This window comes from Natrinema pallidum (assembly GCF_005890195.1).
GTDB lineage: Archaea > Halobacteriota > Halobacteria > Halobacteriales > Natrialbaceae > Natrinema > Natrinema pallidum.
This window is the reverse complement of sequence record NZ_CP040637.1, coordinates 862,872-886,061: the sequence shown is the minus strand read 5'-3', so window position 1 is coordinate 886,061 and position 23,190 is coordinate 862,872. Positions and strand designations below refer to the sequence as shown.

Here is a 23,190-nt window from a genome sequence, read left to right as displayed (position 1 = left end):
CCGGCCGGTTCGTGGTCGGCCCGCGGGTCTCGCCCCGAGAGCCGACCACGAGCGCGCCCGCGTTCCGCATCGAAAGCCGCGTCGCCCGGCGCGGTTACCTCGAGCCGTCCCGTGCCGGCGCTCGCCCGTCTCGCTCCCGCTCCCGGTTCGCCATCGCCCGCTCGGGACACGGGCGCTCGAGGTCCGCGTTCGCCTCGGCGTCGAGTCGGATGGCGGTACCGAGCGCGAGGAGTCCGAGTAGCGCGGCGATGCTCGCGGCGATCGCCCCCGTGACGCCGTCCTTGCCTCGAGCCGTCCGAACGGCCGAGCCGACGAGCCCGGTCAGGCCGCCGGCCAGGCCGATCGTGCCGGCACCGTAGTAGACGACGGCCGGATTGAACGACCGGATCACGTACCGGTTCGCGAGCCGCCAGCAGAAGCTCCGGAGCAAGAGGAGGGAGACGAACCGCACGAACGACACGTACTCGATGCTGCTCTCCTCCTCGCCGTAGACGGCCGACATGGGGACATCCGCGACGCGGAAGCCGGCCACGTTGAGGTGTGTCAACAGGTGATTGAGGAACCCGTACTGATCGGTGATCGCCTCGAGATCGAGGTCCTCGATCGCGGTCCGCGAGATAGCGGTGTAGCCGTTCTGGGGGTCGCCGATCGACCAGTAGCCCGAGGCGAACTTCGAGAGGCCGGTGAGCATGGCGTTGCCGACGAAGCGAAACGTCGACATGCCATCGCGATCCTCGGGCCGGAGCAGCCGGTTGCCCTTGGCGTACTCGACCTCGCCGGTGACGACTGGGTCGACGATCCGATCGAGGATGGCGGGGTCCATCTGCCCGTCGCCGTTCATCACGGCGACGACGTCCATCCCGTCCTCGGCGGCGCGGCGGTAGCCCGTCTTGACCGCCGCGCCGTAACCGCGGTTCTCCTCGTGGCGGATCGGGACGACGCGCCGGTCGTCGCCGCCGTCGGCCACCGCGACGTCCGGCAGTGGTTCGCCCTCGGCGTCCTCGTTGACCCGCTCGGCGACCCGCCTGATGACCGCCCAACTGTCGTCGGGCGATCGGTCGTCGACGGCGTAGATCCGGTCGACGAAGTCGGGCACCGTCTCGATGACGCGGCCGACGAACGACGCCTCGTCGTATGCCGTGACGACGACGCCGATCCGGTGCCCCTTATACATCGTTCTCTCCGCCCGGCGTCGCCCGCGACGCTTCACGGTGGCTCCCCGAGTCGCCGCGCGCTCCGCTCGGCGGCCGTCCGTCGCTCGAGCCAGCCAGGTCGTACTCCCGATGAGCCGTCTCCGAGAGGTCGACCGCGTCCCGGCCGTCGACGACCGTCATCGGCTCGAGTGCATCCCAGTCGATCCGATCGAACGCCGCGTGGGGCGTGACGATCACGGCGGCGTCGAACGACTCCGCGGCCAGCCCGTCGATCGCGACCGGTCGCGCGCCGTAGTCGGCCGGATCGACGAGCGGGTCGACGCCGGCGACGTCCGCACCGCGCTCGTCGAGGGCGTCGATGAGACCCAGCGCGGGCGAGGCACGGGTCTCCTCGACGCCGGGGCGGTACGTGAGCCCGAGGACGACGACCGACGCGTCCGCGAGGGCCGTCCCGGCCCGCTCGAGTTCCCGCTCGAGGCGGTCGGCGACGACCGACGGCATCTCGTCGTTGACGCGGCGAGCAGTTCCAGTCACGGCCAGCGGCTCGTCGGTTCGGCCGAGCAGGAAGTGCGGATAGTACGGAATACAGTGCCCGCCGACGCCCGGACCGGGATCGTGCAACTGACACATGGGCAAGTCGTTTGCCGTGTCGATCGCCTCGCGAACGGAAATCCCGAACTCGTCCGCGAGACGGCCGAGTTCGTTCGCCAGGCCGACGTTTACGTCACGGTAGAGTCCTTCGAACACTTTGACCGCTTCCGCGGTCGTCGCGTCCGAAACCGGGTGGACGTCGTTGTCCGAGAGTTCGTCGTAGACGATCGCTGCGGCCCGAGTGCTCTCGGCGTCGACGCCGCCGACGACCTTGGGGTACTGGCCGCGGATGTCCCGCAGCGCCGTCCCCGAGGACGTGCGTTCCGGACAGAACGCGAGTCCGAACTCGTCGGGCGCAAGCCCGCTCTCGCTCGCGAGGTGGGGCTGGAGGACGTCGCGGCAGGTCCCCGGCGGCAGCGTCGACTCGGCGATCACCAGGTCTCCAGGGGCGAGTCCAGCGGCGATATCGTCGGCGACCGACTCGACGGTCGTCAGGTCCGGCTCGTTCTCGTCGTCCAGCAGCGTCGGGACGATGACGACGTGAATCCGCGCCGCGGCGGCCGCCGCCTTGCCGTCGGTCGTCGCCTCGAGCCGGCCGGCGTCGACCTGGGCGGCGACGAGGTCGTCGAGACCGGGTTCGCCGACGACGTGGTTCCCGCCGCCGGCGATCGTGTCGACGACTGCGGGGTCGACATCGACACCGGTCACGTTGCCCGTCGTCTCGGCGTACACCGCCGCGAGCGGGAGCCCCATCTTGCCGAGCCCGTAGACGGCGACCGGTACCTCGCCGCTGGTCACCCGATCGCGCTGTCGCTCCGGCGGGTGACTCGAGCCGTAGAGCCCGCCGGTCGCCCGCCCGCCGGGACTCCCGGCTCGGCGCGTCGGCTCCCCGTCGATCGACCGCTCCGCCATCAGACCTCCACCTCACGTTCTTTCGGCGGGGTGTCGTCCGTCCCTTCCGACGGTCCCGTCGCGAGCCGATCGATCACTTTGACCGTCTCGAGGGCCGCGATCCCGTCTTCGGCGGTGACTGTCGGCGTCGACCCGGTGCGAACGGCCTCGATGAACGACTCGAGTTCGTTACGAAGCGGTTCGCCGCTGTCGACGTGGGGTCGCTCGACGACGCTCTCGTGGCGGTAGCGGGGCTGGCCGTCGTCCGCGACGTACTCGGGATAGGAATCGCGGTGGATCAACACCGACTGCTCGAGGTAGTCGACCTCGACGAGACACTCGCGGGCGGTGACGGTAAGCGCTCGGACCTTCTTCTGCGTGAGGCGGCTCGCCGTCACCGTCGCGATGACGTCGTCGTACTCGATGGTCGCGGTGGCGTACTGCCCGTTGTCGGTCCCCATCGCGGCCAGCGAGTGTGGTGTGTCGTCGAGCAGCGAGCCGACGATATCGACGTCGTGGACCATCAGGTCGAAGACCACGTTGCCCGGGGCCGTCCGATCGATCGGCGGTCCGAGGCGTTCGGCCTCGACGCTGATCACGTCTAGATCGTTGATCAGTTCCGCGACCGTTTGCACTGCCGGGTTGAACCGTTCGATGTGGCCGACCTGGAGGACCAACCCCGCCTCGCGGGCCTGCTCGGCCAGCGCGTGGCCCTGCTCGACGGTCTCCGCGATCGGCTTCTCGACCAGCACGTGGACACCCGCCTCGAGACAGGTCGACACCGTCTCGTAATGGACGGGCGTCGGGACGGCGACCGTCACGACATCGCAGCGGTCACACAGCGTCTCGAGCGCGAGCGCCTCGGTTCCGTATCGCGTTGCCATTTCCGCAGCGATGTCGTCGTCGCGGTCGGTGACGCCGGCGAGGTCGACGCCGGCGAGTTCGCCGTAGACGCGCGCGTGGTTTTCGCCCATGGAGCCGACGCCGACGACGCCGGCCCGGATCGGTTCCTCCCTCGTCGCGTTCGTTCGGTGGTCCGTACTCATTGGGTGGTGAAGTGATCGCGTACTGCTTCGGCGACGGTCCGTCGGTCGCGCTCGGTCAGCCCGGGATGGACGGGCAGGGACAGGACATCGGCGGCGGCCCGTTCCGCCTGCGGTAACGACGCGGCGGCCGTGCTGACCGTTTCGTAGGCCGGCTGGCGGTGGATGGGTGTCTCGTAGTAGACGCCGGTCTGGACCTCCCGATCGCTGAGGGTCGACTCGAGGGCGTCCCGATCGTCGGTCCGAACCGTATACTGGTGGTAGACGTGCCGGGCGTTCGCCGGTTCCGTCGGCGTCTGGAGGGGGAGGTCGGCGAGCCGGTCGTCGTAGTACGCCGCGTGTTCGCGCCTGGCGCGGTTACACGCCGGGAGGCGCTCGAGTTGGGTGCGACCGATCGCCGCCGCCACGCTCGTCAGCCGGTAGTTGTGGCCGAGGGCGACGTGTTCGTAGCCGCCGGTCCCGTCCGTCTCCCGACCGTGGTTGACGTAGCTCGCCGCCCGCGCGGCGATGTCGTCGCGGTCGGTGACGATCATGCCACCCTCGCCGGTAGTCATGTTCTTCGTCGGATAAAACGAGAAACACGCGGCATCGCCGAACTCGCCGACGCGCCGGCCGTCGATCTTCGCCCCGTGGGCCTGACAGGCATCCTCGACGACGAACAGGTCGTGTGCAGCGGCCAGCTCGCACAGCGCCGGCATGTCCGCGGGGAGCCCGTAGAGGTGAACGGGAAGGAGCCCGACGATATCGTTCCGCTCGTTGAGGACGCGTTCCACGTCCGCCGGGTCCAGGGTGTACGTCTCGGGATCGATATCGGCGAAAACGGGCGTCCCGCCCGCCAGCCGAATCGCGTTTGCGCTCGCCACGAAGGAAAACGGCGAGGTGATCACCGCGTCGCCCGCTTCGAGTCCGATCGCCTCGAGCGCCGCGTGGAGGGCGGTGGTTCCGTTGGCGGTCGCGACCGCAGCAGCGGTCCCGCAGTAGTCCGCGAACTCCTCCTCGAAGGCCCTGACTTCGGGGCCGTCGGCGAGTCGCCCCGCTTCGAGGATCGACGCGACGCGCTCGATGGCGTCGGCGCTGAGTTCGGGGTCGGCGATCGGAACCGGCGTCGACGCGCCGTCGCGGTCGAGTTCGGGGTCGGCATCGACCGCTTCCGTTCCCGCGCCGACGCTGGTGGCCGCTTCGACGCTCGCATCGCCCTCGGGGTTGGGTTCGGTGTCGGTCATGCGAGCCGGTTGCCCCCCTCGAGCGGTGCCGGTAGTTCCCGAACGCTCGCCGGCGTCCCGACGGCCAGGCACTCCGCCGGCACGTCAGCCGTGACGACGGCCCCGGCCGCGACGAAGGCGTTCTCGCCGATCGTCACGCTCGGCAACACCGTCGCGTTCGCGCCGATCGACGCGCCGTCCTCGATCGTCGGTCCCTCGAGCCCGTCGTCGGTTCGAACGGGGTACTCGTCGTTGGTCAGCACGGCTCCCGGGCCGACGAAGACATTGTCGCCGATCGTCGTCTCGGTCGGCACGTAGACGTTCGTCTGCAGGCTGACGTGTGAGCCGATCGTCGTCCGTCCGTCGATGACCGTCTTGGTCCCGACGAGTACGTCGTCGCCGATCGTCGTCCCTTCGCGAATCAGGACGTCGTGGCCCGTCGCGAACTCGTCGCCGATCGTCACGTCGCCGTAGACGATCGAGCCCGTTCTGACCGTCGCCCCGTCACCGAACCGGGTCGGCTCCTCGAACTCACCGTAGCCGACCGTTGCCCCGTCGTCGATCGTACACCCGTCCCCGCTGACGATGTCGTGTACTGCTTCGCTCATCGCTGCTCCCCTCCGTTCGAACGGGGGCCGCCCCAGCCGTCGCTCGAGCGAACGTGACGGCAGCGCAGCGCCGTGTCCGTTCGATCCGCTACTCGAGATCGTGATCGGTCGCGTATTCCTGTCATAGTGAATCGATACCCGCGTGGGCAATCGTGCTCAAACAGCCGGTAACGAGGCTTTGTTATCCCCGGCCTGCAGGCCTCGTAGCCCCGAACTACAGCGTCGACGAGACGGCCAATCGACGGTCGGCGGACCCCTGCTCCGTGGGATCGCGACCGGCCGCTCGAACCGGTGTCGATCCGCGAACCGTCGAATAAGGCGTCAGTCACGGCCGCTAACTGGTACAATACCATTTCGGGCGGGTAGCAGAGCGATAGTAAAGTGGCACAGTCTGGCATCGTGTGCTGTGAGGAATCCGACTCCACCCGTCAGACGGGACCGGGATCCGATCCGATACGAGGAGGGTACACATGGCTGACAGCGAACTCACGCAAGCGAAACTGTTCGACGTGTTCAGCAATGCGCGCAGACGGCGAACGGTCCAGTACCTGAACCGACAGGGCGGGACCTGCGATCTCGCACCGCTCGTCGAGCAGGTGGCTGCCTGGGAGAACGACGCCGACCCCGACGACGTGACCCGTACACAGCGCCGGCGGGTCTACATTTCGCTGTACCAGACCCACCTGCCGATGCTCGAGGATCACGGCATCGTCGACTGGGACCCGGACGGCCACGAGATCGAACTCCTGCCGAGCGGGGACCGTTTCGAACCCTACCTCGACCGGCATCTCGAGGACCGGCGGTCGTGGCACCGGCTCTACGCGGCCGTCGCGACGGTCGGCCTCGTCGCGTTCGCGCTCTCCGCGCTCGCGATCGGCCCGCTAACGACGTCCATCGCACCGGTCGTCGCACTGGGAGTCTGCGTCGTCGTTCTCGGGCTCTCGGCAGCACAGTACGTCTCGCGTCGCCCGGGACTCGATCTCCCGATCGGGCGTCCGAGCCGTTAACCAACGTCAGTGTCCGCTCTCCACGCAGTAGCCGTCACCCTCTCGTTGTCGGGACGATACCGTCGTCCCCGCTCGTCGTGACCTGCTTTTCCCCCTCAGTCACTGTCCCCGCGCTCGAGCCGAGGACCGGCGACCCACTCATCCCCCCTCGAGTCCGGACCCGGTTCCGACGGGACGCTCGCGGCTCCGCTACGGGTGCCAATCCCGAAACGCGGTTCACTCCTCGGTCACCGTGACCCAGAAGTGGGTCTCTTCGTCGGCGTTCCCGTTCGTCGTCGTCGCCGGCGGTTCGCCCTCGTAGAGCAAGACGCTGATTCGAACCGTTTCGCCCGCCGCCGCCGTCGGCGTTATCGTCCGCTCCCCGGTCCCCGTCGCCCCGTCCGAGACGGTCGCGTCGATCCGGCGTACCTCCGTCCGGTCGACGACCGTCCCGTCCTCGAGGGTCTGTTGCTGAACGACGGCCGTGTAGTCCCGCTCGGCACCCTCTTGGTTCTCGATGGCGATCGTCAGCGGAATCGACTCGCCGGGCTCGATCTCGTCGGGGAGTTCGCCGGCGACGACTTCGCCGTCCTCGTCCTCGCTGTAGAGCGCGAGTTCGGTGAACCCGCCCGCCGCTACGGGAAGCAGGAACGCGACGAGCAATGCGCTGACCGCCGTCCCGATCGCCAGCACGAGCAGTATCGACGACGCCGTCGCGGTCGGTCCGTCGCCACGACTCGTCACGAAACTCGCGAGCGGTGACACGGTAAACCGGTCGCCGTCCGGCACCCGAAGTCGCCGGACGACGCCGATCTGTGCGACGGCGACCGTTCCGAACCCGAGAGCTGCGGCGATCGATGTCGTCGTCAGTCCGAGTCCAAGGACCGGCAGCAGCAAGATGATCAGGGGCACGACCGCTAGCGAAAGGACGAACGCCAGCCCCACGCGTTCGGTCCCGTCGATCCCACGTGGTCGGCGCTCGGCGGCCGTCGCTGCTGTCTCGCGTGCCTCCCGCTTGTCGGCCGGAAAGAGGACCGAGACGAGCGCATAGCCCGGGAGAAACAGGGCGAGTGGAACGGTTACGAACAGCCGGAGGCTGCTCTCGCTCGCCACCACCGTCACCAGCACGTAGGCGATGACCGCACCGATCGAGACGACCGCGAGGTCGACGGGATAGCGACGAACGACTCCGAACCGAGTCCAGGGACTCGTTTCGTGGCTCATCGACGATCCACTGGCCGCTGGTTGGCGTTTGATCTCCGCACGAACAGTACACGTGGCATTCTCGTCGGATCCAACCACTTTCCGGTTCTTTGTTATGGCCGTGCTACCGATCGCAACCGGCTGCTGCTCGGCTCGAGGTTGGACGACGAGCAGGGCGCTCCGTCGGGCCGGCGCTGGACCGCTCCGATCGCACTCGAGCACCTAGAAGTCGACGTACTGTGATTCCCACTCCCGGCGCTCCTGAATCCGCTGCCGACCGGATTCGGTGATCGCGTAGTAGTTCGTTCGTCTGTCGAGTTGTCCCTTCTCGACCAACTCCTTGTTGACGAGTGTGTCCAGGTTCGGATACAGCCGCCCGTGATTGATCTCCGAACTGTAGTACTTCTCGACTTCGTCTTTAACGGTCTGGCCCGACGGTCGGTCAGCACCTGCGATCACGTACAACAGATCGCGCTGGAAGCCGGTCAGATCGTGCATTGCTCAATCACACTGACCGTTCTACTGAGTAGATATTTGTTATCCGTATCATACAGGCGTCACCGTTTGGATTTAAACGGGCTTACTCGAGCGAAAGTACTCGTTCGACGACCGGTCGCGCTGTTGTCCATCGGATCGTCGCCGCGCTCGAGCGACACCGTAGCGTGATCGACCGGCGTACGTTTACGGGCCGAGCGATGTCACCTCGATCCGTCGCGGATTACTCGTCGCCGTCCGACACTGCAACATCGATCCCGTCGGCGTCGATCCGGACGCGGAGGACATCGACGGTCGCCTCGTAGGCGGTCGTATGTGAGCCGTCGTCATCGAACCGCACGCACTCCGCAATGAGGTCGCTCTCGAGGAGATTGTTGATTCGTCGGTAGACGGTCGCCGAGGAGCTATCCGTTCGTTTGGTCAGTTCCTTCGCCGTCTTCGGGCCCTCGCTCGTCGCGATGAGGATCGTCCGGGCACAGTCGTCCCCGAGGACGTCGAGCTGGGCCGCGTGGTCGGCAGTCGACTCCGATCGCGTGTTACTCGCTTGCGTTGACATAGTCGTGGTCACCCGTCCAGGACGGGCAGGGTCCGTTCGCTCTGCGCGAGAGGTGACGATACGAGACGGGCGGCGGTCGGGCCACCACTGTCGGGGATTCCACCATTACATTCCGGCACGAAAATCGGTAAGCGATAGTGGTATTTTATAACGATGTACCTTATCCCCTGTCGCCATTCGGCTGCACGACGTAAAATCGTATTTCGATCGGGAAACTACGACTTTCGGCCCGTCCCTGGACGGATCAATCCCTGTTTGAGAGCCGACTGCCGCCTAACACGGCTGAACTGGGGTTGATACGACTTGTCGATCGATTTCTCGAACGCGCGTTTCGAGGGGTATGAGCCCTTGTACCGGGCATAAAGAAGTGCTTTCTCGGTTCTCGAGCCCGCGTTCAGGGTGAACGGTCTGTGTCCTTTATTCGCGTTTGCTCCCCTTGGTTCGATGATGCCCGGACGGGTATCGCGACGGATCGGCGACAGCGCCGGCCGCCGGGACCACGGGCGACACGGATCGGTCCCGACCGGCAGCCCGCTCGAGCGCGACTCGTCCGAGTACACACCCCCACAACCCATGAACGCCACACAACACGACTGGAAGCCCATGGAATCGTCGACAGCCGGTGCCCGCTGTCGAAACTGCGGGACACACGTCACACAGCAGTTCGCTCGCGTTTTCGGTGACAACGGCGACATCGTTCACGGCTGTCCGTCCTGTACGACGTATCGGGAGATGCAGTCCGGCGGGCACCTCCCGGGTGATTGACCACCGCTATCGGCCGTTTGGTGCCGACGTTCCGACGCCGATTGATCCGGCCTTTTGCTCCATCTCATCGACACCGACCCGGTAGCATGGCTGCTGGTCTCGATCGTCCACGCTCCTCGCTCGTTCCAGCGACATCCGTCTCCAGCCGCGGGAGACACCGCTCTCGAGAGAGCGCCGTCGCGGACTGTATCCGCTCCCTACCCGGACGGCCGCGCCACTCGTGCTCGCGGCTCGCACCGACCGACTACGTAACCTGCAAAAGTTAAAGTTAGTGGTGAGTGAACTGGGGAGACATGGTCACAGGCGGTGGATTGCCCCTCGAACACTCCCGTCCCTTTTCCCTGATCGATGTCAGTCCAAACGGACAGAACTGATCCGCTCGAGGAGAGCGACGTGTTTCACATCCTCGGCAACGACAGACGACGCGCGATCGTACAACTGCTTGCGGAAGAGGGTGGGCAGATCGATGTCTCCGATGTCGCAACCGAGATCGCCGCCACCGAATCCGATACGACGCCCGTGCCGAACAACCTCTACAAGAGCGTCTACGTTTCCCTCCAACAAACGCATCTGCCCCAACTCGAGGAGGACGCCGTCATCGAGTACGATTCCGACGCGAAGACGATTCAGTCCGGCCGTCACTTCGAGGGAGTCCTGCGGTACGTCGACGGCCACACCACCGATCACTCGCGGGTCTTACAGTTCCACCTCGGACTCTGCGTGTTCGGCCTCGCCATCATCGCGCTGGCAGGACTCGATCTCCCCGTCATCTCGAGCGTTGATCCAGTGCTCTCGAGCGTACTCGTCTTCCTTGCCGTCGCCGCGAGCAGTCTCTACCGATTGCTCGGGTGAGCCTCACAGCTGTGTTCGCGTCCCGTGAGAACTGCCGCGGCACTCGAGGAGCAGCACGAGCGGCGAAGAAATAGACTACCGGTCGACGCACACCGCCGCCGTATCGCCTGCGACGGCGCGAAAAGACGCGCTGTCCGTTGGAGTCTCCTCGGTTAGGCCGTCAAGCCGTCGTCGGTGTCGTTCGTCTCGTTGTCGTCATCGATCTCGTCCGTGTCGTCGAGATCGTCCTCATCGGTCTCGTCCGTCTCGTTGAGTTCGTCGTCGGTTTCGTCATCGATACTGTCCACGTCATCCTCGTCAGTGTCGATCTCTTCAGTCAGTTCGAGTATCGCGACTTCACCGGACTGATCGGCGAGGATCATGTGGATGTACGACCCTGCCTGCAGCGCGCTCGTCTCGACCTCGAACTCGACATCGTCACTCTCGCCGCTGTCGAGGGTCACGTTCTGCTCGGCGACCAGGTCACCCTCGAGCCGGAACTGGACGGTCTCGGTGCGTTCCTCGTCGCTCGGGTTCTCGACGGTCGCCGTCACCGTGATGGTCTCACCGACCGTGGCACTCTCGGGGGCCTCGAGATCACTCACCTCGAAGGACTCGGCCGTCACGTCGTCGTCATCAGCTTCGTCGTCATCAGTTTCGTTGTCAGTCTCGTCGTCGAACAGTCCGTCGTCAGTTTCGTCGTCGTCGGTTTCGTCATCAGCTTCGTCGTCGGTCTCGTTGTCGAATAGTCCGTCGTCGGTTTCGTCATCAGCTTCGTCGTCGGTCTCGTTGTCGAGCAGTTCGTCGTCAGCTTCCTCCTCGTCAATTTCGTCGTCGGTCTCGTTATCGATTGGCTCCTCGGTGATGTTGTCGATCTCGTCCGGCAGGTTGTCGGTATCGATATCGTCACTTAGGACGAGAACATAAACGGACGTGTTCTCGGCGTTTAGGTCCTCGACCGTGAGGTTCTCGACCGTGACGAAGACCGGACGGTCATCGGCATCGACGGGCAGCTGATCCATCGGCTCCTCGTCAACCGGCTCTTCTATGACCGGCTCGTCGTCGGTCTCGTTGTCGACCGGCTCCTCATCAACCGGCTCTTCTATGACCGGCTCGTCGTCGGTCTCGTTGTCGACCGGCTCCTCATCAACCGGCTCTTCTATGACCGGCTCGTCGTCGGTCTCGTTGTCGACCGGCTCCTCATCAACCGGCTCTTCTTCGACCGGTTCCTCGTCGGTCTCGTTGTCGATCGGCTCCTCGTCAACCGGCTCTTCTATGACCGGCTCGTCGTCGGTCTCGTTGTCGATCGGCTCCTCGTCGACTGGCTCCTCTTCGACGGGGAGTTCGTCATCGGTCTCGTTGTCGACCGGCTCCTCGTCAACCGGCTCTTCTTCGACCGGTTCCTCGTCGGTCTCGTTGTCGACTGGTTCCTCGTCGACGGGCGCTTCGTCCTCCACGCCATCGACGGTGATCTCCGCATCGTCGGTCACCGGTTCGTTATCGGCCGTGAGGTATGGCCCGTCTGCCTGTCCTTCGGTCTCGACGAAGTCGTACGTCTCGTTGTCGTTCGTGTCGCGATGCGGCATCGCGATCAGGGTCTCGTCTTCCTCGAGCGGCTCGTCGAGCGTGATTTCGATGTTCTCGTGCGTGCCTGCCTCGAGGTACGTCGAGACGCCGATCACGCTATCGACGACGTTGCCGACGAGGAGGCTGCTGTCGTGGATCGCCACGAAGCCGCCGCTCGCGAGCGTGGCGTTCTCGACGACGACCGTATCGTTGTCGATCTCCTGGTCATTAAACGTCACGTACGCGGCCTGCTGATCGTCGGATTCGGTATCCGGCTCGATCTCACCGTCCTCGGACGCGTTGTCCTGCAGTCCGGTCGCCGTGTCCGATCGGTTCTCGCTCTCGGCTACTGATTCGTCCGCCGATTCGATGTCTGTCTCCTCGTACTCGTCCTCGCTGACGTTGTCGCCCTGTTCGACGGTGTCACCGCCCGTTGCGGCTGCCACCATCGCCCCGCCAGAGCTGACGACCATCAGCGCGGTAAGTACGACGAGTAACTGATTGCGTGCGTTCATAGTTGCCGTGAAGGCATCCATCCCGTCGTTCCTTCGGCGGATAAACCAGCAGAACCATTACGCTCCGAAATCGAATACTACGGCCCACCATCGGCCTCTTCGCGAGCGGAAACCAACGATTGCTGATAGGAACGGCCGCGCCCTCGTTTTCGCCTCCTGCCGACCGCCGGATGCCGGACCGCCGTCGGTCGATCTCGCCCCAAGGGTAGTCGGACCGGTGCCGACGCTAGTCGTTCACCTGTTCGGGTGACTTCGACGCCGTCGGTTCGTGACCCGGGAGACAGACCAGGTTCTCCCGTCCGAGCCGCAGTTTCGTAATCCGGCCGTCGTCCTCGAGATCGGCGAGCAGGCGGCTGACCTTGGCTTTCGACCAGTCGACCGAATCGACGATCTGCGACTGTTTCATCCGCCCCCCGTTTTCCCGAAGGAGTTGCTGTACCCGCTCCCGGTCGGTTACGAACTCCTCGCGGCTCGGCTCCGAGTCCGCCGCCGCCGAGGTCGGCTCCTCGTATCGGTTGCGAGCGACGAGTATTCCCCCGAGCACTGCGAGCGCGATCATACCGGCTATGGCCGCGAGATGGGCATCCCCATCCAGTTGGAGCGGCCGACCCACTCCCGGGAGAACCCCGGCCCACGAACTCGCGGCGATCGTGGACGCGACTGCACCACCGCACGACGACCAGTATGCGTCGCGGAGCATGGAACCCCGTCGTCGGCTGCTCATGGCTGTGAACAGTCTATCGTCACGTGATTCATGTCCTGTACCGTCGTGATCGGTCCACAAATTGTTTTTTATAATACATATTCTGTTAGCATGTTTCCGGTATCTCACGACACCCGTGAGTTCAACGCAACCAACGTGTCGGTTTCCGCCGTCGATCCGAAACGGGCAGCCTCGCGCGGCGGCGGAACGCCGGCACGATGCAAGGACCGACTGCTGTAACACTCGCCGGGCATGGTATAGGCGGCCTTTGCTCGACAGACTGAATAAACGCAACCGGACGTTTGGAACGGTTAGCGCGGATTCACTCCGGATTTAGCCGGTAAAAAAACGTTGGCGTGATTCTCTCCAGATCGGACACGACCGAGCGACTCGCCGGTCCGGTGCCGCTTGCGTCGGTGTTTGCGCGTCGCCCGTCGGCAACGGACGAGACGCGTAAGTACTGCGACCCAGTCGAGCGCGACCGCCGGCCACGAGCGTACCGGTCGCCCGTGTCAGCGATACGACCCGTCGCTTCGGTTTGACTCGAGGGCGATGTCGGTCGCCGCGTCGGCCGGGTCGGATCGATCGTCGCCGACCAGCGACCGGATACCCGATTCGATACCGACCGTGGCGTCGAACCCGAGTTGGTGGGTCGCTTTCGACGTATCCGCGCCACTGTGTCTGATATCGCCGGAGCGGGGCTCGCGGTGGACGATCGTCGAGTCGGTGCCCGTGACCGTCCGTATCGTCTCGGCGAGGTCCAGAATCGTCGTTCGCTGCCCCGTCCCGATGTTGTACGCCTCACCGATCGCGTCGGTCGTGGCCGCCCGCAGGTTCGCTCGGACGACGTCGCTGACGTGGACGAAATCGCGACTCTGTCGACCGTCGCCCTCGACCGTGATCGGCTCGTCCGCCCGCGCCTGCTCGAGGAACGTCGAAATCACCCCGCTGTAGGGCCCGCGCTGTCGCGGTCCGTAGACGTTGAAATACCGCAGCGCGACGGTCTCGAGCCCGTACAGGTCCTCGTAGAGGCGAGCGTACTGGTCGACCGCGAGCTTCTGGACGCCGTACGGTGATGTCGGCGTCGTCGATGCCGTCTCCGGCACCGGCAGCGTTTCGGGGTGGCCGTACACGGCCGCGCTCGAGGCGACGACGACCCGCGCGTCCTCCTGGCGGGCCTGCTCGAGGACCAACAGGCTCGCCTCGAGGTTCGTCCGGTTGCTCCGGCGGGGGTCGTCGACGCTTTGGGTGACGCTGACGAGCGCGGCGTGATGGAAGATCACCTCGACGCCGCGGGCCGCCTTCTGGAGGGCGATCGGGTCACGAACGTCGCCTTCGACGACGGTTACATCGTCGGGCAGGTGGGCGCGATCGCCGGTCGTGAAGTCGTCGAGCACTCTGACTTCGTTGTGGGGGGCCAGAGCCTCGACGAGGTGACTTCCGATGAAGCCCGCACCGCCGGTCACGAGGACCGTGCTGTCACGGATCGCGTTCGAGTCCATTGCCACTCACGACCAGTCCCCCGCTGTTTAGTATCGCACTCGTACCGCCGTCGTGCGAGTGCTTGCTCGAGGAGAAATGATCGCTTACGGCCCCGATGTCGACGCCGATCGGCAAAACGTATCCGTCCGACGGCCGACACCTCCGATAGATGTCGATCGCCATCGGCCATTTCGCGTTCGGAGCGGCGATGACGACGCTGGTCGTCACGTATCTCGTTCCGACCGACCGGTATCCGCGAACGGTGATTCTACTAGGGGGAGGGTGGGCGATGCTCCCCGACGTTCACTGGATCAGTCCGATAGCTGCGGAGCGACTGTCCGAACTCCATCGAACGTCCGTACTGACGGATCTCTTCTGGCTCCACCGCACGTGGGACCGGGTCGATCCGACCGATTCGAAGTCGATAGCCGCCGTGTTACTCGCGTTGTTGATCGTTGCGACGGCCCTCGCGGAACGGCGTGACTATCGCGCCCCGGCATCGGTCAGAGCCGCCTATCAGGAGCAGTTGCCGTCCGAATCGACCGACTGAGGGAATTCGGAGCGGTCTCACATCCGACACTCGCAAACCGGACGCGGACCACGCGGACACGTTCCGGCTGCGAGGGCTACCATGGAGCGGTCCGTTTGGGGAAGCTATATGCGCGGTCCTCGGCAACCCCACGGTAATGACCGTGGACCTCGTCGTACGCAACTGTACCGTCGTCACGCCCGCGGGACGGACACCCGACGCGGGCGTCGCCGTCGAGGACGACACCATCGTCGCCGTCGGTCGGAGCGATCGGCTTCCCGAGGCCGACCGCGTCCTCGACGCCGAGGGGAACGTGCTGGTTCCCGGCATCGTCGACTGTCACATTCACAACCGCGAACCCGGTCTCGAGTACAAGGAAGACTGGGAGTCCGCGACGCGCGCGGCGGCGGCCGGCGGTGTGACGACCGTCGTCGGGATGCCGAACACGGACCCGGTGATCGACCGGCCCGACCATCTCGAGCTCAAATTCGAGCGCGGCGAGGCGTCGGCTCACGTCGACTTCCAGAGCTACGCCGTCGTCACCTCGGAGAACCTCGATCTGATCCCCGAGATCGACGAAACCGGCGCGCTCGGGTTCAAAATCTTCCTCGGGTCGACCGTCGGCGACGTACCGCCGCCGAACGACGGCGAGATCCTTGAGGCGATGGAGCGAATCGGCGAGACGGGCAAGCGGCTGGGTTTCCACGAGGAGAACGGCGAGATCATCGAGCACTACACGAAGCGGTTCAAAGCCGACGGGAGAAACGAGCCGATCGATCACTCCCACTCGCGGCCCGTAATCGCCGAGCAGGAGGCCGTCGAGCGGATGATCACCTTTGCCGAGGAGACGGACGCGAAAATCCACATGTTCCACGTCTCCTCCGGCTCGGCCGCCGAGGCCGTCGCCCGCGGCAAGGACCAGGGTGTCGACGTCACCGCCGAGACGACCCCCCACTACCTCTGGTTCACCGAGGACGTCATGCATGAGAAGGGCAACGTCGCGCGCGTTCAGCCGCCGATCCGGGACGCCGAGGAACGCGAAACGCTCTGGGATGTCGGCATCGATCAGGGTGCGATCGACTGTATCGCGACCGATCACGCGCCCCACACCCCGACGGAGAAGAAAGTCGACGACCCCTTCGGCAACACCTGGGACGCGATCTCGGGGTTCGTCGGCCTCGAGACCGAGATTCCGGTCATGCTCTCGTTCGTCGATCAAGGACGGCTCACGCTCGAGGAGTGGGTGCGACGCCACTCGACGCGGCCGGCCCAGGTCTGGGGGATGTACCCGCAGAAAGGATCGCTCCAGGTCGGGACCGACGCCGATTTCACGATCGTCGACCCCGACCGGGAGTGGACGCTCGCGGACCGCACGGAACTGCACTCGAAAAACTGCGTGACGCCGTTCGAGGGTGAGACGTTTACCGGCAAAGCGATCGCGACGGTCGTCCGCGGTGACGTCGTGGCCGAGGACGGGACGGTCGTCGGCGAGTCCGGGTACGGAACGCGCGTCGACGTCGACTGAACGGGCGTCTCGTCGCTGCTCATCGGCCGCGGACGGCGTTCCGTTCACGGAATCCGTCGGCAAGTCTCGGGGTGTCGGCCCGTTCGGGAACCGTCGCCCACGCGCGTTTTCAGGTCGTGAAAGTGGCAGCCGGTTTATATTCACACCCCGACCCTCCGGTCCCAGTAGGGAACGGCAGTCATGAGTAACGAACGAACCGAGGCCGACGAGGACGACGAAACGCACGAAACGGACAAGACCGAACAGCTCCGGTCGGTGTTTCTTTCGGTCACCGGCGGCGAGGCGGACTCCGTCGTCGAACCCCAACGAGAGGGACCGCGCACGCGAGAACTGCGAGGCGAGGAGCGGACCGACGAGGTCGTCGGCCCCGCGGAACACCACGGACTCGACGACGCGATCGACGATCCAGAGCCGGGCTGATCGGATCGTCGTCAACGACATGCGGACCGATTCGACGAGTAACGAGTTCCATAACAGTAGTTGAAAACACGCCGATTCTATTCAGCAACGCACCTCGGTAATCAGTCAATGTCTGAGGCACTCAAACTACCCTTTAGAACATCGACGAATAATTGTCTGATTTATGTTAATTGGGTTGAGAGCTGGGAGTCGCGTGGGTGTCTTAGTTGATATTGTCGGGCAGACGGCACACTCTGCTCTATCGGTTCTCAGCTAAGTTTCAGAGGTGAGACTTGTCATTAAATCGTTCGCTGATGTATATGGTCACGATATCCTTCTCTACGGCCTTTTCGAGTGCCTCTTCCCATTCTCCGTTATCACGATAATTGTCAAAGTAGAAGGCCCAGTATTCCCGTTCACTGTAACCCCATATCGGGAAACTCTTGTCGTATCCCGTCCGCCAAAGTAAGAACTCGTCAATATTTTCCATCTCTTGCTTCAATGAATTCCTGAAACTCGGGGTCATTAACTTGTTGATCAGCGAACTCATCTGTGAATTCCCAATCTTCGGGTCTCGGGCAGTGATACTCACATCCTTCGCAATATTCCTCTTGAAAAGCTGAAAACATACGCGTGAGGCTTGTACTTGACATCCCGCCGCCATGTTCACACCAGAGCGTTTTCGTCCCGATCGAGCCGACGCCCGTCAGTCTCCCGAAATAACTCGGACTATAGGCCAAGTGAAGATGCTCGCAATGTCGATAGTACCTTTCCGGGTCGGCATCCTCAATACCGAGTCGAGCAGCTGTTTCCATCGGGTCATACTCACCGGTGTCTGAGTCACTATCAAGATCTACGTCGATGCCTTGTAGTTCGAGAATCTGCTTCGCTGCTTCCTCTCGGTCTTTGACTGAGTCCCTGTCATCACCGTTATCAGAATGTTCGTAAGGGTCTGGCTGGTCCTCAATTCGTTGTAGCAGTTCCTTTGTGTCCTCCACCAGAACGTGATCGTCAATTTCTTCAGCGAGATCCCGGGCATCTTTCAGCAGTTCCTTTGCGGTATCTGGATTATTCGTATGATAGTAGTATATGGCAGCAGATTTTCGGAGATTAAACTCAGTTTCTGGTTCAGGAATGTAGTCCGCAAGTTGGACGGCCTGATCAACGAGTGGATTCAACTCGTTGTCGCCGCCGGACTCTTCTTTCGGAGATAGTGTATTTACCATGACACGGTTGGACAGATAGTCAATAATTGGCGAGAGAGAAACTGCATATTCGTAATAGTAATCATTCTCAAGCAACGTAGCGAGTGCGCGATTGATTGCTCCAACTGCGCGCATCTCTCCAATGAGCAGGTCTCGGGATTCCATATCGCGTAAAAGATCGTAATCCGAGACCCCGAACCCGTCCAGACTCTGAACAGCATCAGTGAACATCATTTCCTCGCGCTTTTCGAGGATGACAAAGAGTCCAGCAACGTGCTTATGCACAGTTGCTATGAGTTCATCGACTTCTAAATCAAGTTCTTGCGCGAGCTCCTCTGCCTTTTGTGCATACTCTACGATTTCGAGTGCCTCATCGGCGTGCGCCGGGTTCCGACGCATCATTTCCATGAACAGGGCCTTCACCTTCGCTTGATCATCATGGTCTGACTCGGAGATTTCACTGATAGACTGTTCGGCCTGGTCAAAGTCACCGCGCTTGAGGTGCTGCCGCGCTTTGAGGAGTGTCAGCCCGCGGTAGCTTAACCGGTCATTCTCTCGCTGTCGTTCAAGCTCAGTGAAATCATCGGGGGAGAATGAGAGCCCTTCACCGAGAGACAAATCTCGTGACTGACTTCGAATAATCCGGTTTTGTGTCCGCTGGATGGCGGTTTCGAGGCGGTCGTAGTCGGTGAGTTTCTGTGATCGTGGAATTCGAATACGGACGGTCTTCTGTTCTCTCCAACTCTCGTTCTCTTGAGACAGTTGGTCCCAGACGAACTCTTGTACGATCCGCCAGTAGATTTCCTCGTGTTCGTCGTCGTATATAGCGAGGACAACCGGAAGAGGTTGGTCCAAGTACTGCTGAATGTGAGTGGTTTTCAGGTCCGTGAAAACGGAATCGTCACTGTCGAAGCCTTCTGATGATTTTAGTTGAATAAAGAAGTGTTCTCCAGTGACTCGTTGGAGATCCTCGTCTTCAACATTGTCTTCAGTCGTTAGGTTAACCTCGAAATCGATGCCGAAGTCATTCTCGTATGCGTTGACAACGTACTGCTCAAACTGTAGATTTAGGTGTGCTTCTCCACGCTTATCGAGCCGTTGGTTATCACTACGTTTTGTCATAGATAAAGTGGTACATCATTCCTTGTCACACACGACCTCTCGTAGCTCTTTGAGGAGTTCTGGGTGATGTTCTGAAAGAACCTCAACATCTGTCTCTAATTCTTCGATTCTACTACGGACGCGATGGATTGCTTGGTATCTTTTTTCATCAGACACATCAGCCTTACCGGTAATCCTCTCCCGGTCGGTCGTTGTCATAATGGCGCGGTATTTGCTCATATCCAGTGATTCAGAGACCATGTACTTCTACGTTAGCATCATAGCAATTTAAATTTGCACCATAGCAAATAGTTTGCTATGATGCTAAGTATTAAGTGGATAGCGTATTGAGATGTATCTGAGAAGCGCGGAACACCGGTCAGAAGTTGGCCGGGGCGTGTTGGTGCACGCCCGACCGCGCTTCGGGACCAACCGAAGCATGAAGAATACAAATCCGAACTCAATTGAAGGCATCGCTCTCAAACGGAGTTGTGTTCGCCCAGACTACATCGAGCTGGGCGAGGACACTGCCGGTGCATCTCATGTCTACCGCACGTTCGACGAGACGGTTCTTGGCGTCCAGAACGGAGAACTCGTCCAGCGATTCGATCTGAACGGGCGCTCCGTCGATGAGTACGTGAAATTCGTCCGTGACGAAGTGGATGACCGTGACTGGGCGGACCACCACTACTACGCAGACGACGAAAACCCGTTCGAGGTGCTCGCACGCATCATCAAAACGGGGGTGTCCGCCTGATGTCTGGCGACAACGGCCCGAACTGGGAGCGGATCGCCAGACAGGAGATGTCTATCAACACCCAGTCGTTCTTCACCGAAGAGGTCGCTCCGCACGCTCACCGAATCAGCTACGCAATCGAGAACGACGAAGCCGTGAAAGACGATTTCTGGCTGATGGTCACGCGGTTCGATGAGTACGTCGAACATGTTGGGGACGGTCTCCAGCGGATCGGCGTCCTCGACAACCAGAATCCGAAGATGCAACTCTTCCGCACAGTCCGGTTCATCCATTCCTCGTTCCTCACTCTCGGTGACTCCATCGAGGAGGGAACCGTCGGTGAAGGGCTTGGACGCTCGGACTTCGAGTACGCCCGAGACATCCTTGCAGACGCCGAAGATCTCCTCGACGAGCTGGAGGAAGAATACGAGAACGCGAGTGACGAGGACATCGAGGAGGACGACGATGACGAGTAACGCCCGCGCGACTGCCCGCATCGTCCGCACGGGCGACGGGGAGACCTACAAGGAGTATCGCCTCGGCGCGGTCGCCTATGGCTCCATCGAGACGCTGGAGTCTGCGCTCGAAGCACGCTGACGATACTACCCACAAATGAAGGAATCCGACTTCCGCGACGTGTTTGTCCGAATCCGCTCGGACCTGCTCATCATCGACGACAGCATCATGACCGACCGTCATCACGCCAGCAACGGCAACTACGAGGATGACGACCCGCAGAACCAGATCGGGGGCATCATCCCCGCGTTCTCGCTGTCGGGCTGGCTTCGCCACGGGATGGAGAAAGTCGTGCAAGAACGGGACGGCACCGCTTGTCACCCCGGCGAGTCCAACGCCAACTTCCGCAAGGACGACGTGTATTCCCGCGATCTCGATGCCGGGTATCACCCGAAGGGTGACTGTCTCGAAGACGAAGACGGCAACGGGTGCGTGATTCTCGACCTCTTCGGAGGGTTCGGGAACCGTCCCGGCAAGGTGATGCGGCGGCCCATCAAGTTCTCGCCGGTGCGCTCCAGCGTGGACTACACGCGAGGGCAGGCTGAAGGCCACTACCGGCGGCTGAACCGGAACATCGTTTCCCGAAATCGGGGGGATAACCGCGAGCCGCTCAGGAACGCTGAGGTAGACGCCGTGGCAAACCTCGACGGGTGCTGGCACCTCTCCTTCCGAGAGACCAAACCCGAGTTCATCGCCCTGCTCGCCGAAGCTATCGACTACCTCGACGCGCACCAGACGGACTTCATGCACCAGCTGGGCGGCGCTCGGAACTTCGGCGGCGGAATCGTGGACTGCGAACTCGTGAACCCGCTCTACAACGAGACCGAACTCCGCCGCGTCTTCGACCGAGGCAAGGGCGAGACGCAGAAGATGGAGGAGAAGAACGAGAAGTGGGAGAACAACCATCTCCACGAGTTCGAGGGTGCGCTCGCCGAGCGGATCAAGGAGGGACCATGAGCAACGTGATGCTCGCCGCCTTCCGGCACGACGCGCACAAGTTCACCGGCGAAAGCCACGAGGACGCCCGCAAGGAGTTCGCTGGCGTGCCCGTAAACCAGTCGGTACCCGAGGGCGCGGACGGCGATGCCGCGGCGCTCTCGCGGCCTCAGCAGAAGCAGGAGCAGACCGTCCCGACCCACGACGACCACTACCGGATCTCCCTGCTCACCGGCGAGACGGCCTACGACCCTGGTGAGTTTTCGCGGGCGACCATCGAGAGCGAAGTGTCGGACCTCATCGGCATCGAGGACGCTCAGACCGCGCACGAGCGGTGGCTGGCGTCCGACGTGGCCGCCGCCTTCAACGAGTCGGTCTATTACCCGTACACGAGCCTCAAATACCACACGCTCCTCGTGGCGGCGCTCCTCGACAACTACCGCGCTGACCACGAGTTCGCCGACCTCCGGCTCATCGTTGATCAGGCGGGCGAGGTCGTCCCCTTCCGCACCGTCTTCGACGGCGAGCGGTTCGCACTCCGCATCGGAGCGGACCACAGCGGACGACCGTCGGCCCGGCTCGGGAGCCGCCCGTGGCGGTCGTGGGCGTCGGCGTGGAACCGGCTGATCGAGCATCCACTCGATACCGACCGCGACAAGTACGACATGACGCTCGACGCCAATCTCCGCCGTATCAAGTCGTGGAGTACCGCACTCCAGTACATCGAGGACTACGCCGAGTGGAGGCCAGACCGATGACGGAGATTCAGCAAGTCCTCTGGGAACTGCGGATGGACTACATCGGCCACCCGTACTACGTGAGCGGGAACGCCATCCTGCACGCCCTCGGCCAGCATCTCGACGTAGAAACGCACGGGGCGCTGTCGGTGAGTCACGGAGTGTTCGTTCCCGGTCAGTTCGGAACGTTCCCCGAGGAACACAGTCAGTCGGGTATCCGCCCGTACCTCGGGAGCGGCCTGCCGGACGTGGAGGCCTACGACGACCTGTTTCTCCAGCGGGAGGCGATGCACCCGTGGATGCTGGACACCCGCGCTCGGGACGCGCTGAACACGCACGATCTCCGCGTCCACGGTGGCCACCCGGCGCTGGCTCACGAGACCATCATGGGCCGCCGGGAAGACCAGCGGAAGCAACAGCAGACGACGAAGTGGTACGTTCACGCCTACCTGCACGCTGATGACCCGACGGTTCTCTCGCTCGGCGAGGACGTGCTGGAGGGCATCCAGTTCGGCGGGAAGCGCAACTACGGCTACGGCGAGGTCGAGTTGAAGGACACACAGATGGTTGACCTCGAGGAACTGGACTACTCGCGGCTCGAAGGCGCGGAGACGTACCTCATCGAGTTGGTGACGCCGTTCGTGCTGGAGTCGGAGTACCCGGAGACGAACGACCGTCCTGTCCCGTGGTGGTGGGCCGAGAACCGCGACGATCTCCGGTTCCGCGAAGAGAAGATACTGGAGCAACGCGAAGTCTTCGACCTCGTGACGGTGGACCACGGACAGGTCGTGAAGTACCTCGGCGACCGCCCGGTCGAGACCGCGAAGAACGGCCTCACGCGGGTCGGGTCGCACTCCCGATACGGCTTCGGCGAACTCCGGGTGAAACCGCTCGAAGAATAGTATCAGGAAACAG

25 protein-coding genes are annotated in these 23,190 nt (G+C 63.0%); 12 read left to right on the top strand and 13 right to left on the bottom strand.

What is annotated here, in order from left to right; genetic code table 11:
• Positions 1–94: 94 nt before the first annotated feature.
• From FGF80_RS04335 to FGF80_RS04315, 5 genes are read right to left on the bottom strand one after another with little or no spacing between them, the layout of a single operon-like run.
• Complete coding sequence (locus tag FGF80_RS04335) at positions 95–1,174, bottom strand: glycosyltransferase family 2 protein (protein ID WP_006184451.1); 1,080 nt, start codon at positions 1,172–1,174, stop codon at positions 95–97.
• Positions 1,167–2,657: a nucleotide sugar dehydrogenase gene (locus tag FGF80_RS04330; RefSeq protein WP_138652414.1), complete on the bottom strand. Its 1,491-nt coding sequence runs from the start codon at positions 2,655–2,657 to the stop codon at positions 1,167–1,169. Before FGF80_RS04330 ends, FGF80_RS04335 begins: the two co-directional genes overlap by 8 nt.
• Positions 2,657–3,682, bottom strand: coding sequence for a Gfo/Idh/MocA family protein (locus FGF80_RS04325; protein WP_138652412.1), 1,026 nt, complete (start codon positions 3,680–3,682; stop codon positions 2,657–2,659). The genes FGF80_RS04330 and FGF80_RS04325 overlap by 1 nt, the downstream gene beginning before the upstream one ends.
• Positions 3,679–4,902: a DegT/DnrJ/EryC1/StrS family aminotransferase gene (locus tag FGF80_RS04320; protein WP_138652410.1), complete on the bottom strand. Its 1,224-nt coding sequence runs from the start codon at positions 4,900–4,902 to the stop codon at positions 3,679–3,681. The genes FGF80_RS04325 and FGF80_RS04320 overlap by 4 nt, the downstream gene beginning before the upstream one ends.
• Complete coding sequence (locus FGF80_RS04315) at positions 4,899–5,489, bottom strand: acyltransferase (protein WP_138652408.1); 591 nt, start codon at positions 5,487–5,489, stop codon at positions 4,899–4,901. Before FGF80_RS04315 ends, FGF80_RS04320 begins: the two co-directional genes overlap by 4 nt.
• A 470-nt stretch (positions 5,490–5,959) precedes the next feature.
• Here FGF80_RS04315 and FGF80_RS04310 point away from each other — a divergent pair, with 470 nt between their 5' ends.
• Positions 5,960–6,496 (top strand): DUF7344 domain-containing protein, encoded by a 537-nt coding sequence (locus tag FGF80_RS04310; RefSeq protein WP_006184456.1) that lies wholly within the window; start codon positions 5,960–5,962, stop codon positions 6,494–6,496.
• 216 nt (positions 6,497–6,712) lie between these two features.
• Here FGF80_RS04310 and FGF80_RS04305 read toward each other — a convergent pair whose 3' ends face one another.
• The 3 genes from FGF80_RS04305 to FGF80_RS04295 form a co-directional block, all read right to left on the bottom strand.
• Positions 6,713–7,900: a DUF1616 domain-containing protein gene (locus tag FGF80_RS04305; protein WP_138652406.1), complete on the bottom strand. Its 1,188-nt coding sequence runs from the start codon at positions 7,898–7,900 to the stop codon at positions 6,713–6,715.
• Positions 7,901–8,176: a PadR family transcriptional regulator gene (locus tag FGF80_RS04300; RefSeq protein WP_006184458.1), complete on the bottom strand. Its 276-nt coding sequence runs from the start codon at positions 8,174–8,176 to the stop codon at positions 7,901–7,903.
• A 220-nt stretch (positions 8,177–8,396) separates the two neighbouring features.
• The gene (locus FGF80_RS04295; protein ID WP_138652404.1) at positions 8,397–8,729 is read right to left on the bottom strand and encodes a winged helix-turn-helix domain-containing protein; all 333 of its coding nucleotides are present in this window, start codon (positions 8,727–8,729) and stop codon (positions 8,397–8,399) included.
• Between the two features lie 603 nt (positions 8,730–9,332).
• Here FGF80_RS04295 and FGF80_RS19970 point away from each other — a divergent pair.
• Both FGF80_RS19970 and FGF80_RS04285 read left to right on the top strand, forming a co-directional pair.
• A complete protein-coding gene (locus FGF80_RS19970; protein WP_007109247.1) occupies positions 9,333–9,494 on the top strand; it encodes a DUF7563 family protein in 162 nt (53 codons plus the stop codon).
• Positions 9,495–9,842: 348 nt separating this feature from the next.
• Positions 9,843–10,346 carry a DUF7344 domain-containing protein gene (locus tag FGF80_RS04285; RefSeq protein WP_006184461.1) on the top strand — a complete coding sequence of 168 codons (504 nt, stop codon included), beginning with the start codon at positions 9,843–9,845 and terminating at the stop codon, positions 10,344–10,346.
• 152 nt (positions 10,347–10,498) lie between these two features.
• Here FGF80_RS04285 and FGF80_RS04280 read toward each other — a convergent pair whose 3' ends face one another.
• The 3 genes from FGF80_RS04280 to FGF80_RS04270 all read right to left on the bottom strand — a co-directional run bounded on the left by FGF80_RS04280 (position 10,499) and on the right by FGF80_RS04270 (position 14,611).
• Positions 10,499–12,406, bottom strand: coding sequence for a DUF7282 domain-containing protein (locus FGF80_RS04280; RefSeq protein ID WP_138652402.1), 1,908 nt, complete (start codon positions 12,404–12,406; stop codon positions 10,499–10,501).
• Between the two features lie 226 nt (positions 12,407–12,632).
• The gene (locus FGF80_RS04275; RefSeq protein WP_138652400.1) at positions 12,633–13,130 is read right to left on the bottom strand and encodes a helix-turn-helix transcriptional regulator; all 498 of its coding nucleotides are present in this window, start codon (positions 13,128–13,130) and stop codon (positions 12,633–12,635) included.
• 491 nt (positions 13,131–13,621) lie between these two features.
• Positions 13,622–14,611: an NAD-dependent epimerase/dehydratase family protein gene (locus tag FGF80_RS04270; RefSeq protein WP_138652398.1), complete on the bottom strand. Its 990-nt coding sequence runs from the start codon at positions 14,609–14,611 to the stop codon at positions 13,622–13,624.
• Between the two features lie 149 nt (positions 14,612–14,760).
• Between FGF80_RS04270 and FGF80_RS04265 the strand changes: the two genes are divergently transcribed.
• The 3 genes from FGF80_RS04265 to FGF80_RS04255 all read left to right on the top strand — a co-directional run bounded on the left by FGF80_RS04265 (position 14,761) and on the right by FGF80_RS04255 (position 17,065).
• The gene (locus tag FGF80_RS04265; protein ID WP_138652396.1) at positions 14,761–15,141 is read left to right on the top strand and encodes a hypothetical protein; all 381 of its coding nucleotides are present in this window, start codon (positions 14,761–14,763) and stop codon (positions 15,139–15,141) included.
• A 136-nt stretch (positions 15,142–15,277) separates the two neighbouring features.
• Entirely contained in the window at positions 15,278–16,645 is a 1,368-nt protein-coding gene (allB, locus tag FGF80_RS04260; protein ID WP_138652394.1) for an allantoinase AllB, read from the top strand.
• A 180-nt stretch (positions 16,646–16,825) separates the two neighbouring features.
• A complete protein-coding gene (locus FGF80_RS04255; RefSeq protein WP_006184468.1) occupies positions 16,826–17,065 on the top strand; it encodes a hypothetical protein in 240 nt (79 codons plus the stop codon).
• 455 nt (positions 17,066–17,520) lie between these two features.
• Here the strand turns inward: FGF80_RS04255 and FGF80_RS04250 are convergent, their stop codons facing one another.
• Both FGF80_RS04250 and FGF80_RS04245 read right to left on the bottom strand, forming a co-directional pair.
• A complete protein-coding gene (locus tag FGF80_RS04250; protein WP_138652392.1) occupies positions 17,521–19,371 on the bottom strand; it encodes a DUF4365 domain-containing protein in 1,851 nt (616 codons plus the stop codon).
• 15 nt (positions 19,372–19,386) lie between these two features.
• Complete coding sequence (locus FGF80_RS04245; RefSeq protein ID WP_138652390.1) at positions 19,387–19,590, bottom strand: hypothetical protein; 204 nt, start codon at positions 19,588–19,590, stop codon at positions 19,387–19,389.
• Positions 19,591–19,702: 112 nt separating this feature from the next.
• Between FGF80_RS04245 and FGF80_RS04240 the strand changes: the two genes are divergently transcribed.
• Genes FGF80_RS04240 through FGF80_RS04220 form a run of 6 tightly spaced genes read left to right on the top strand, consistent with a single transcriptional unit; the run spans position 19,703 to position 23,177 of the window.
• Complete coding sequence (locus FGF80_RS04240) at positions 19,703–20,107, top strand: hypothetical protein (protein ID WP_238705344.1); 405 nt, start codon at positions 19,703–19,705, stop codon at positions 20,105–20,107.
• Positions 20,107–20,562, top strand: a complete 456-nt coding sequence (locus FGF80_RS04235) for a hypothetical protein (RefSeq protein WP_138652388.1) — start codon at positions 20,107–20,109, stop codon at positions 20,560–20,562. Before FGF80_RS04240 ends, FGF80_RS04235 begins: the two co-directional genes overlap by 1 nt.
• A complete protein-coding gene (locus FGF80_RS19745) occupies positions 20,552–20,683 on the top strand; it encodes a hypothetical protein (protein WP_269150343.1) in 132 nt (43 codons plus the stop codon). The genes FGF80_RS04235 and FGF80_RS19745 overlap by 11 nt, the downstream gene beginning before the upstream one ends.
• A 15-nt stretch (positions 20,684–20,698) precedes the next feature.
• On the top strand, positions 20,699–21,559 hold the full coding sequence (locus FGF80_RS04230) for a hypothetical protein (RefSeq protein ID WP_138652386.1): 861 nt from the start codon (positions 20,699–20,701) through the stop codon (positions 21,557–21,559).
• Entirely contained in the window at positions 21,556–22,296 is a 741-nt protein-coding gene (locus FGF80_RS04225) for a hypothetical protein (RefSeq protein WP_138652384.1), read from the top strand. The genes FGF80_RS04230 and FGF80_RS04225 overlap by 4 nt, the downstream gene beginning before the upstream one ends.
• Positions 22,293–23,177 (top strand): hypothetical protein, encoded by an 885-nt coding sequence (locus FGF80_RS04220; RefSeq protein ID WP_175416977.1) that lies wholly within the window; start codon positions 22,293–22,295, stop codon positions 23,175–23,177. Before FGF80_RS04225 ends, FGF80_RS04220 begins: the two co-directional genes overlap by 4 nt.
• Positions 23,178–23,190: the final 13 nt, after the last annotated feature.

Coding starts and splice junctions, on each gene's coding strand:
- FGF80_RS04320 (WP_138652410.1), bottom strand. CDS start 4,902: ATGACCGACACCGAACCCAACCCCGAGGGCGATGCGAGCGTCGAAGCG.
- FGF80_RS19745 (WP_269150343.1), top strand. CDS start 20,552: ATGACGAGTAACGCCCGCGCGACTGCCCGCATCGTCCGCACGGGCGAC.
- FGF80_RS04230 (WP_138652386.1), top strand. CDS start 20,699: ATGAAGGAATCCGACTTCCGCGACGTGTTTGTCCGAATCCGCTCGGAC.
- FGF80_RS04245 (WP_138652390.1), bottom strand. CDS start 19,590: ATGAGCAAATACCGCGCCATTATGACAACGACCGACCGGGAGAGGATT.
- FGF80_RS04295 (WP_138652404.1), bottom strand. CDS start 8,729: ATGTCAACGCAAGCGAGTAACACGCGATCGGAGTCGACTGCCGACCAC.
- FGF80_RS04330 (WP_138652414.1), bottom strand. CDS start 2,657: ATGGCGGAGCGGTCGATCGACGGGGAGCCGACGCGCCGAGCCGGGAGT.
- FGF80_RS04265 (WP_138652396.1), top strand. CDS start 14,761: ATGTCGATCGCCATCGGCCATTTCGCGTTCGGAGCGGCGATGACGACG.
- FGF80_RS04325 (WP_138652412.1), bottom strand. CDS start 3,682: ATGAGTACGGACCACCGAACGAACGCGACGAGGGAGGAACCGATCCGG.
- FGF80_RS04275 (WP_138652400.1), bottom strand. CDS start 13,130: ATGAGCAGCCGACGACGGGGTTCCATGCTCCGCGACGCATACTGGTCG.
- FGF80_RS04255 (WP_006184468.1), top strand. CDS start 16,826: ATGAGTAACGAACGAACCGAGGCCGACGAGGACGACGAAACGCACGAA.
- FGF80_RS04235 (WP_138652388.1), top strand. CDS start 20,107: ATGTCTGGCGACAACGGCCCGAACTGGGAGCGGATCGCCAGACAGGAG.
- FGF80_RS04310 (WP_006184456.1), top strand. CDS start 5,960: ATGGCTGACAGCGAACTCACGCAAGCGAAACTGTTCGACGTGTTCAGC.
- FGF80_RS04225 (WP_138652384.1), top strand. CDS start 21,556: ATGAGCAACGTGATGCTCGCCGCCTTCCGGCACGACGCGCACAAGTTC.
- FGF80_RS04285 (WP_006184461.1), top strand. CDS start 9,843: ATGTCAGTCCAAACGGACAGAACTGATCCGCTCGAGGAGAGCGACGTG.
- FGF80_RS04250 (WP_138652392.1), bottom strand. CDS start 19,371: ATGACAAAACGTAGTGATAACCAACGGCTCGATAAGCGTGGAGAAGCA.
- FGF80_RS04300 (WP_006184458.1), bottom strand. CDS start 8,176: ATGCACGATCTGACCGGCTTCCAGCGCGATCTGTTGTACGTGATCGCA.
- FGF80_RS04280 (WP_138652402.1), bottom strand. CDS start 12,406: ATGAACGCACGCAATCAGTTACTCGTCGTACTTACCGCGCTGATGGTC.
- FGF80_RS04270 (WP_138652398.1), bottom strand. CDS start 14,611: ATGGACTCGAACGCGATCCGTGACAGCACGGTCCTCGTGACCGGCGGT.
- allB (WP_138652394.1), top strand. CDS start 15,278: ATGACCGTGGACCTCGTCGTACGCAACTGTACCGTCGTCACGCCCGCG.
- FGF80_RS19970 (WP_007109247.1), top strand. CDS start 9,333: ATGGAATCGTCGACAGCCGGTGCCCGCTGTCGAAACTGCGGGACACAC.
- FGF80_RS04335 (WP_006184451.1), bottom strand. CDS start 1,174: ATGTATAAGGGGCACCGGATCGGCGTCGTCGTCACGGCATACGACGAG.
- FGF80_RS04220 (WP_175416977.1), top strand. CDS start 22,293: ATGACGGAGATTCAGCAAGTCCTCTGGGAACTGCGGATGGACTACATC.
- FGF80_RS04315 (WP_138652408.1), bottom strand. CDS start 5,489: ATGAGCGAAGCAGTACACGACATCGTCAGCGGGGACGGGTGTACGATC.
- FGF80_RS04240 (WP_238705344.1), top strand. CDS start 19,703: ATGTATCTGAGAAGCGCGGAACACCGGTCAGAAGTTGGCCGGGGCGTG.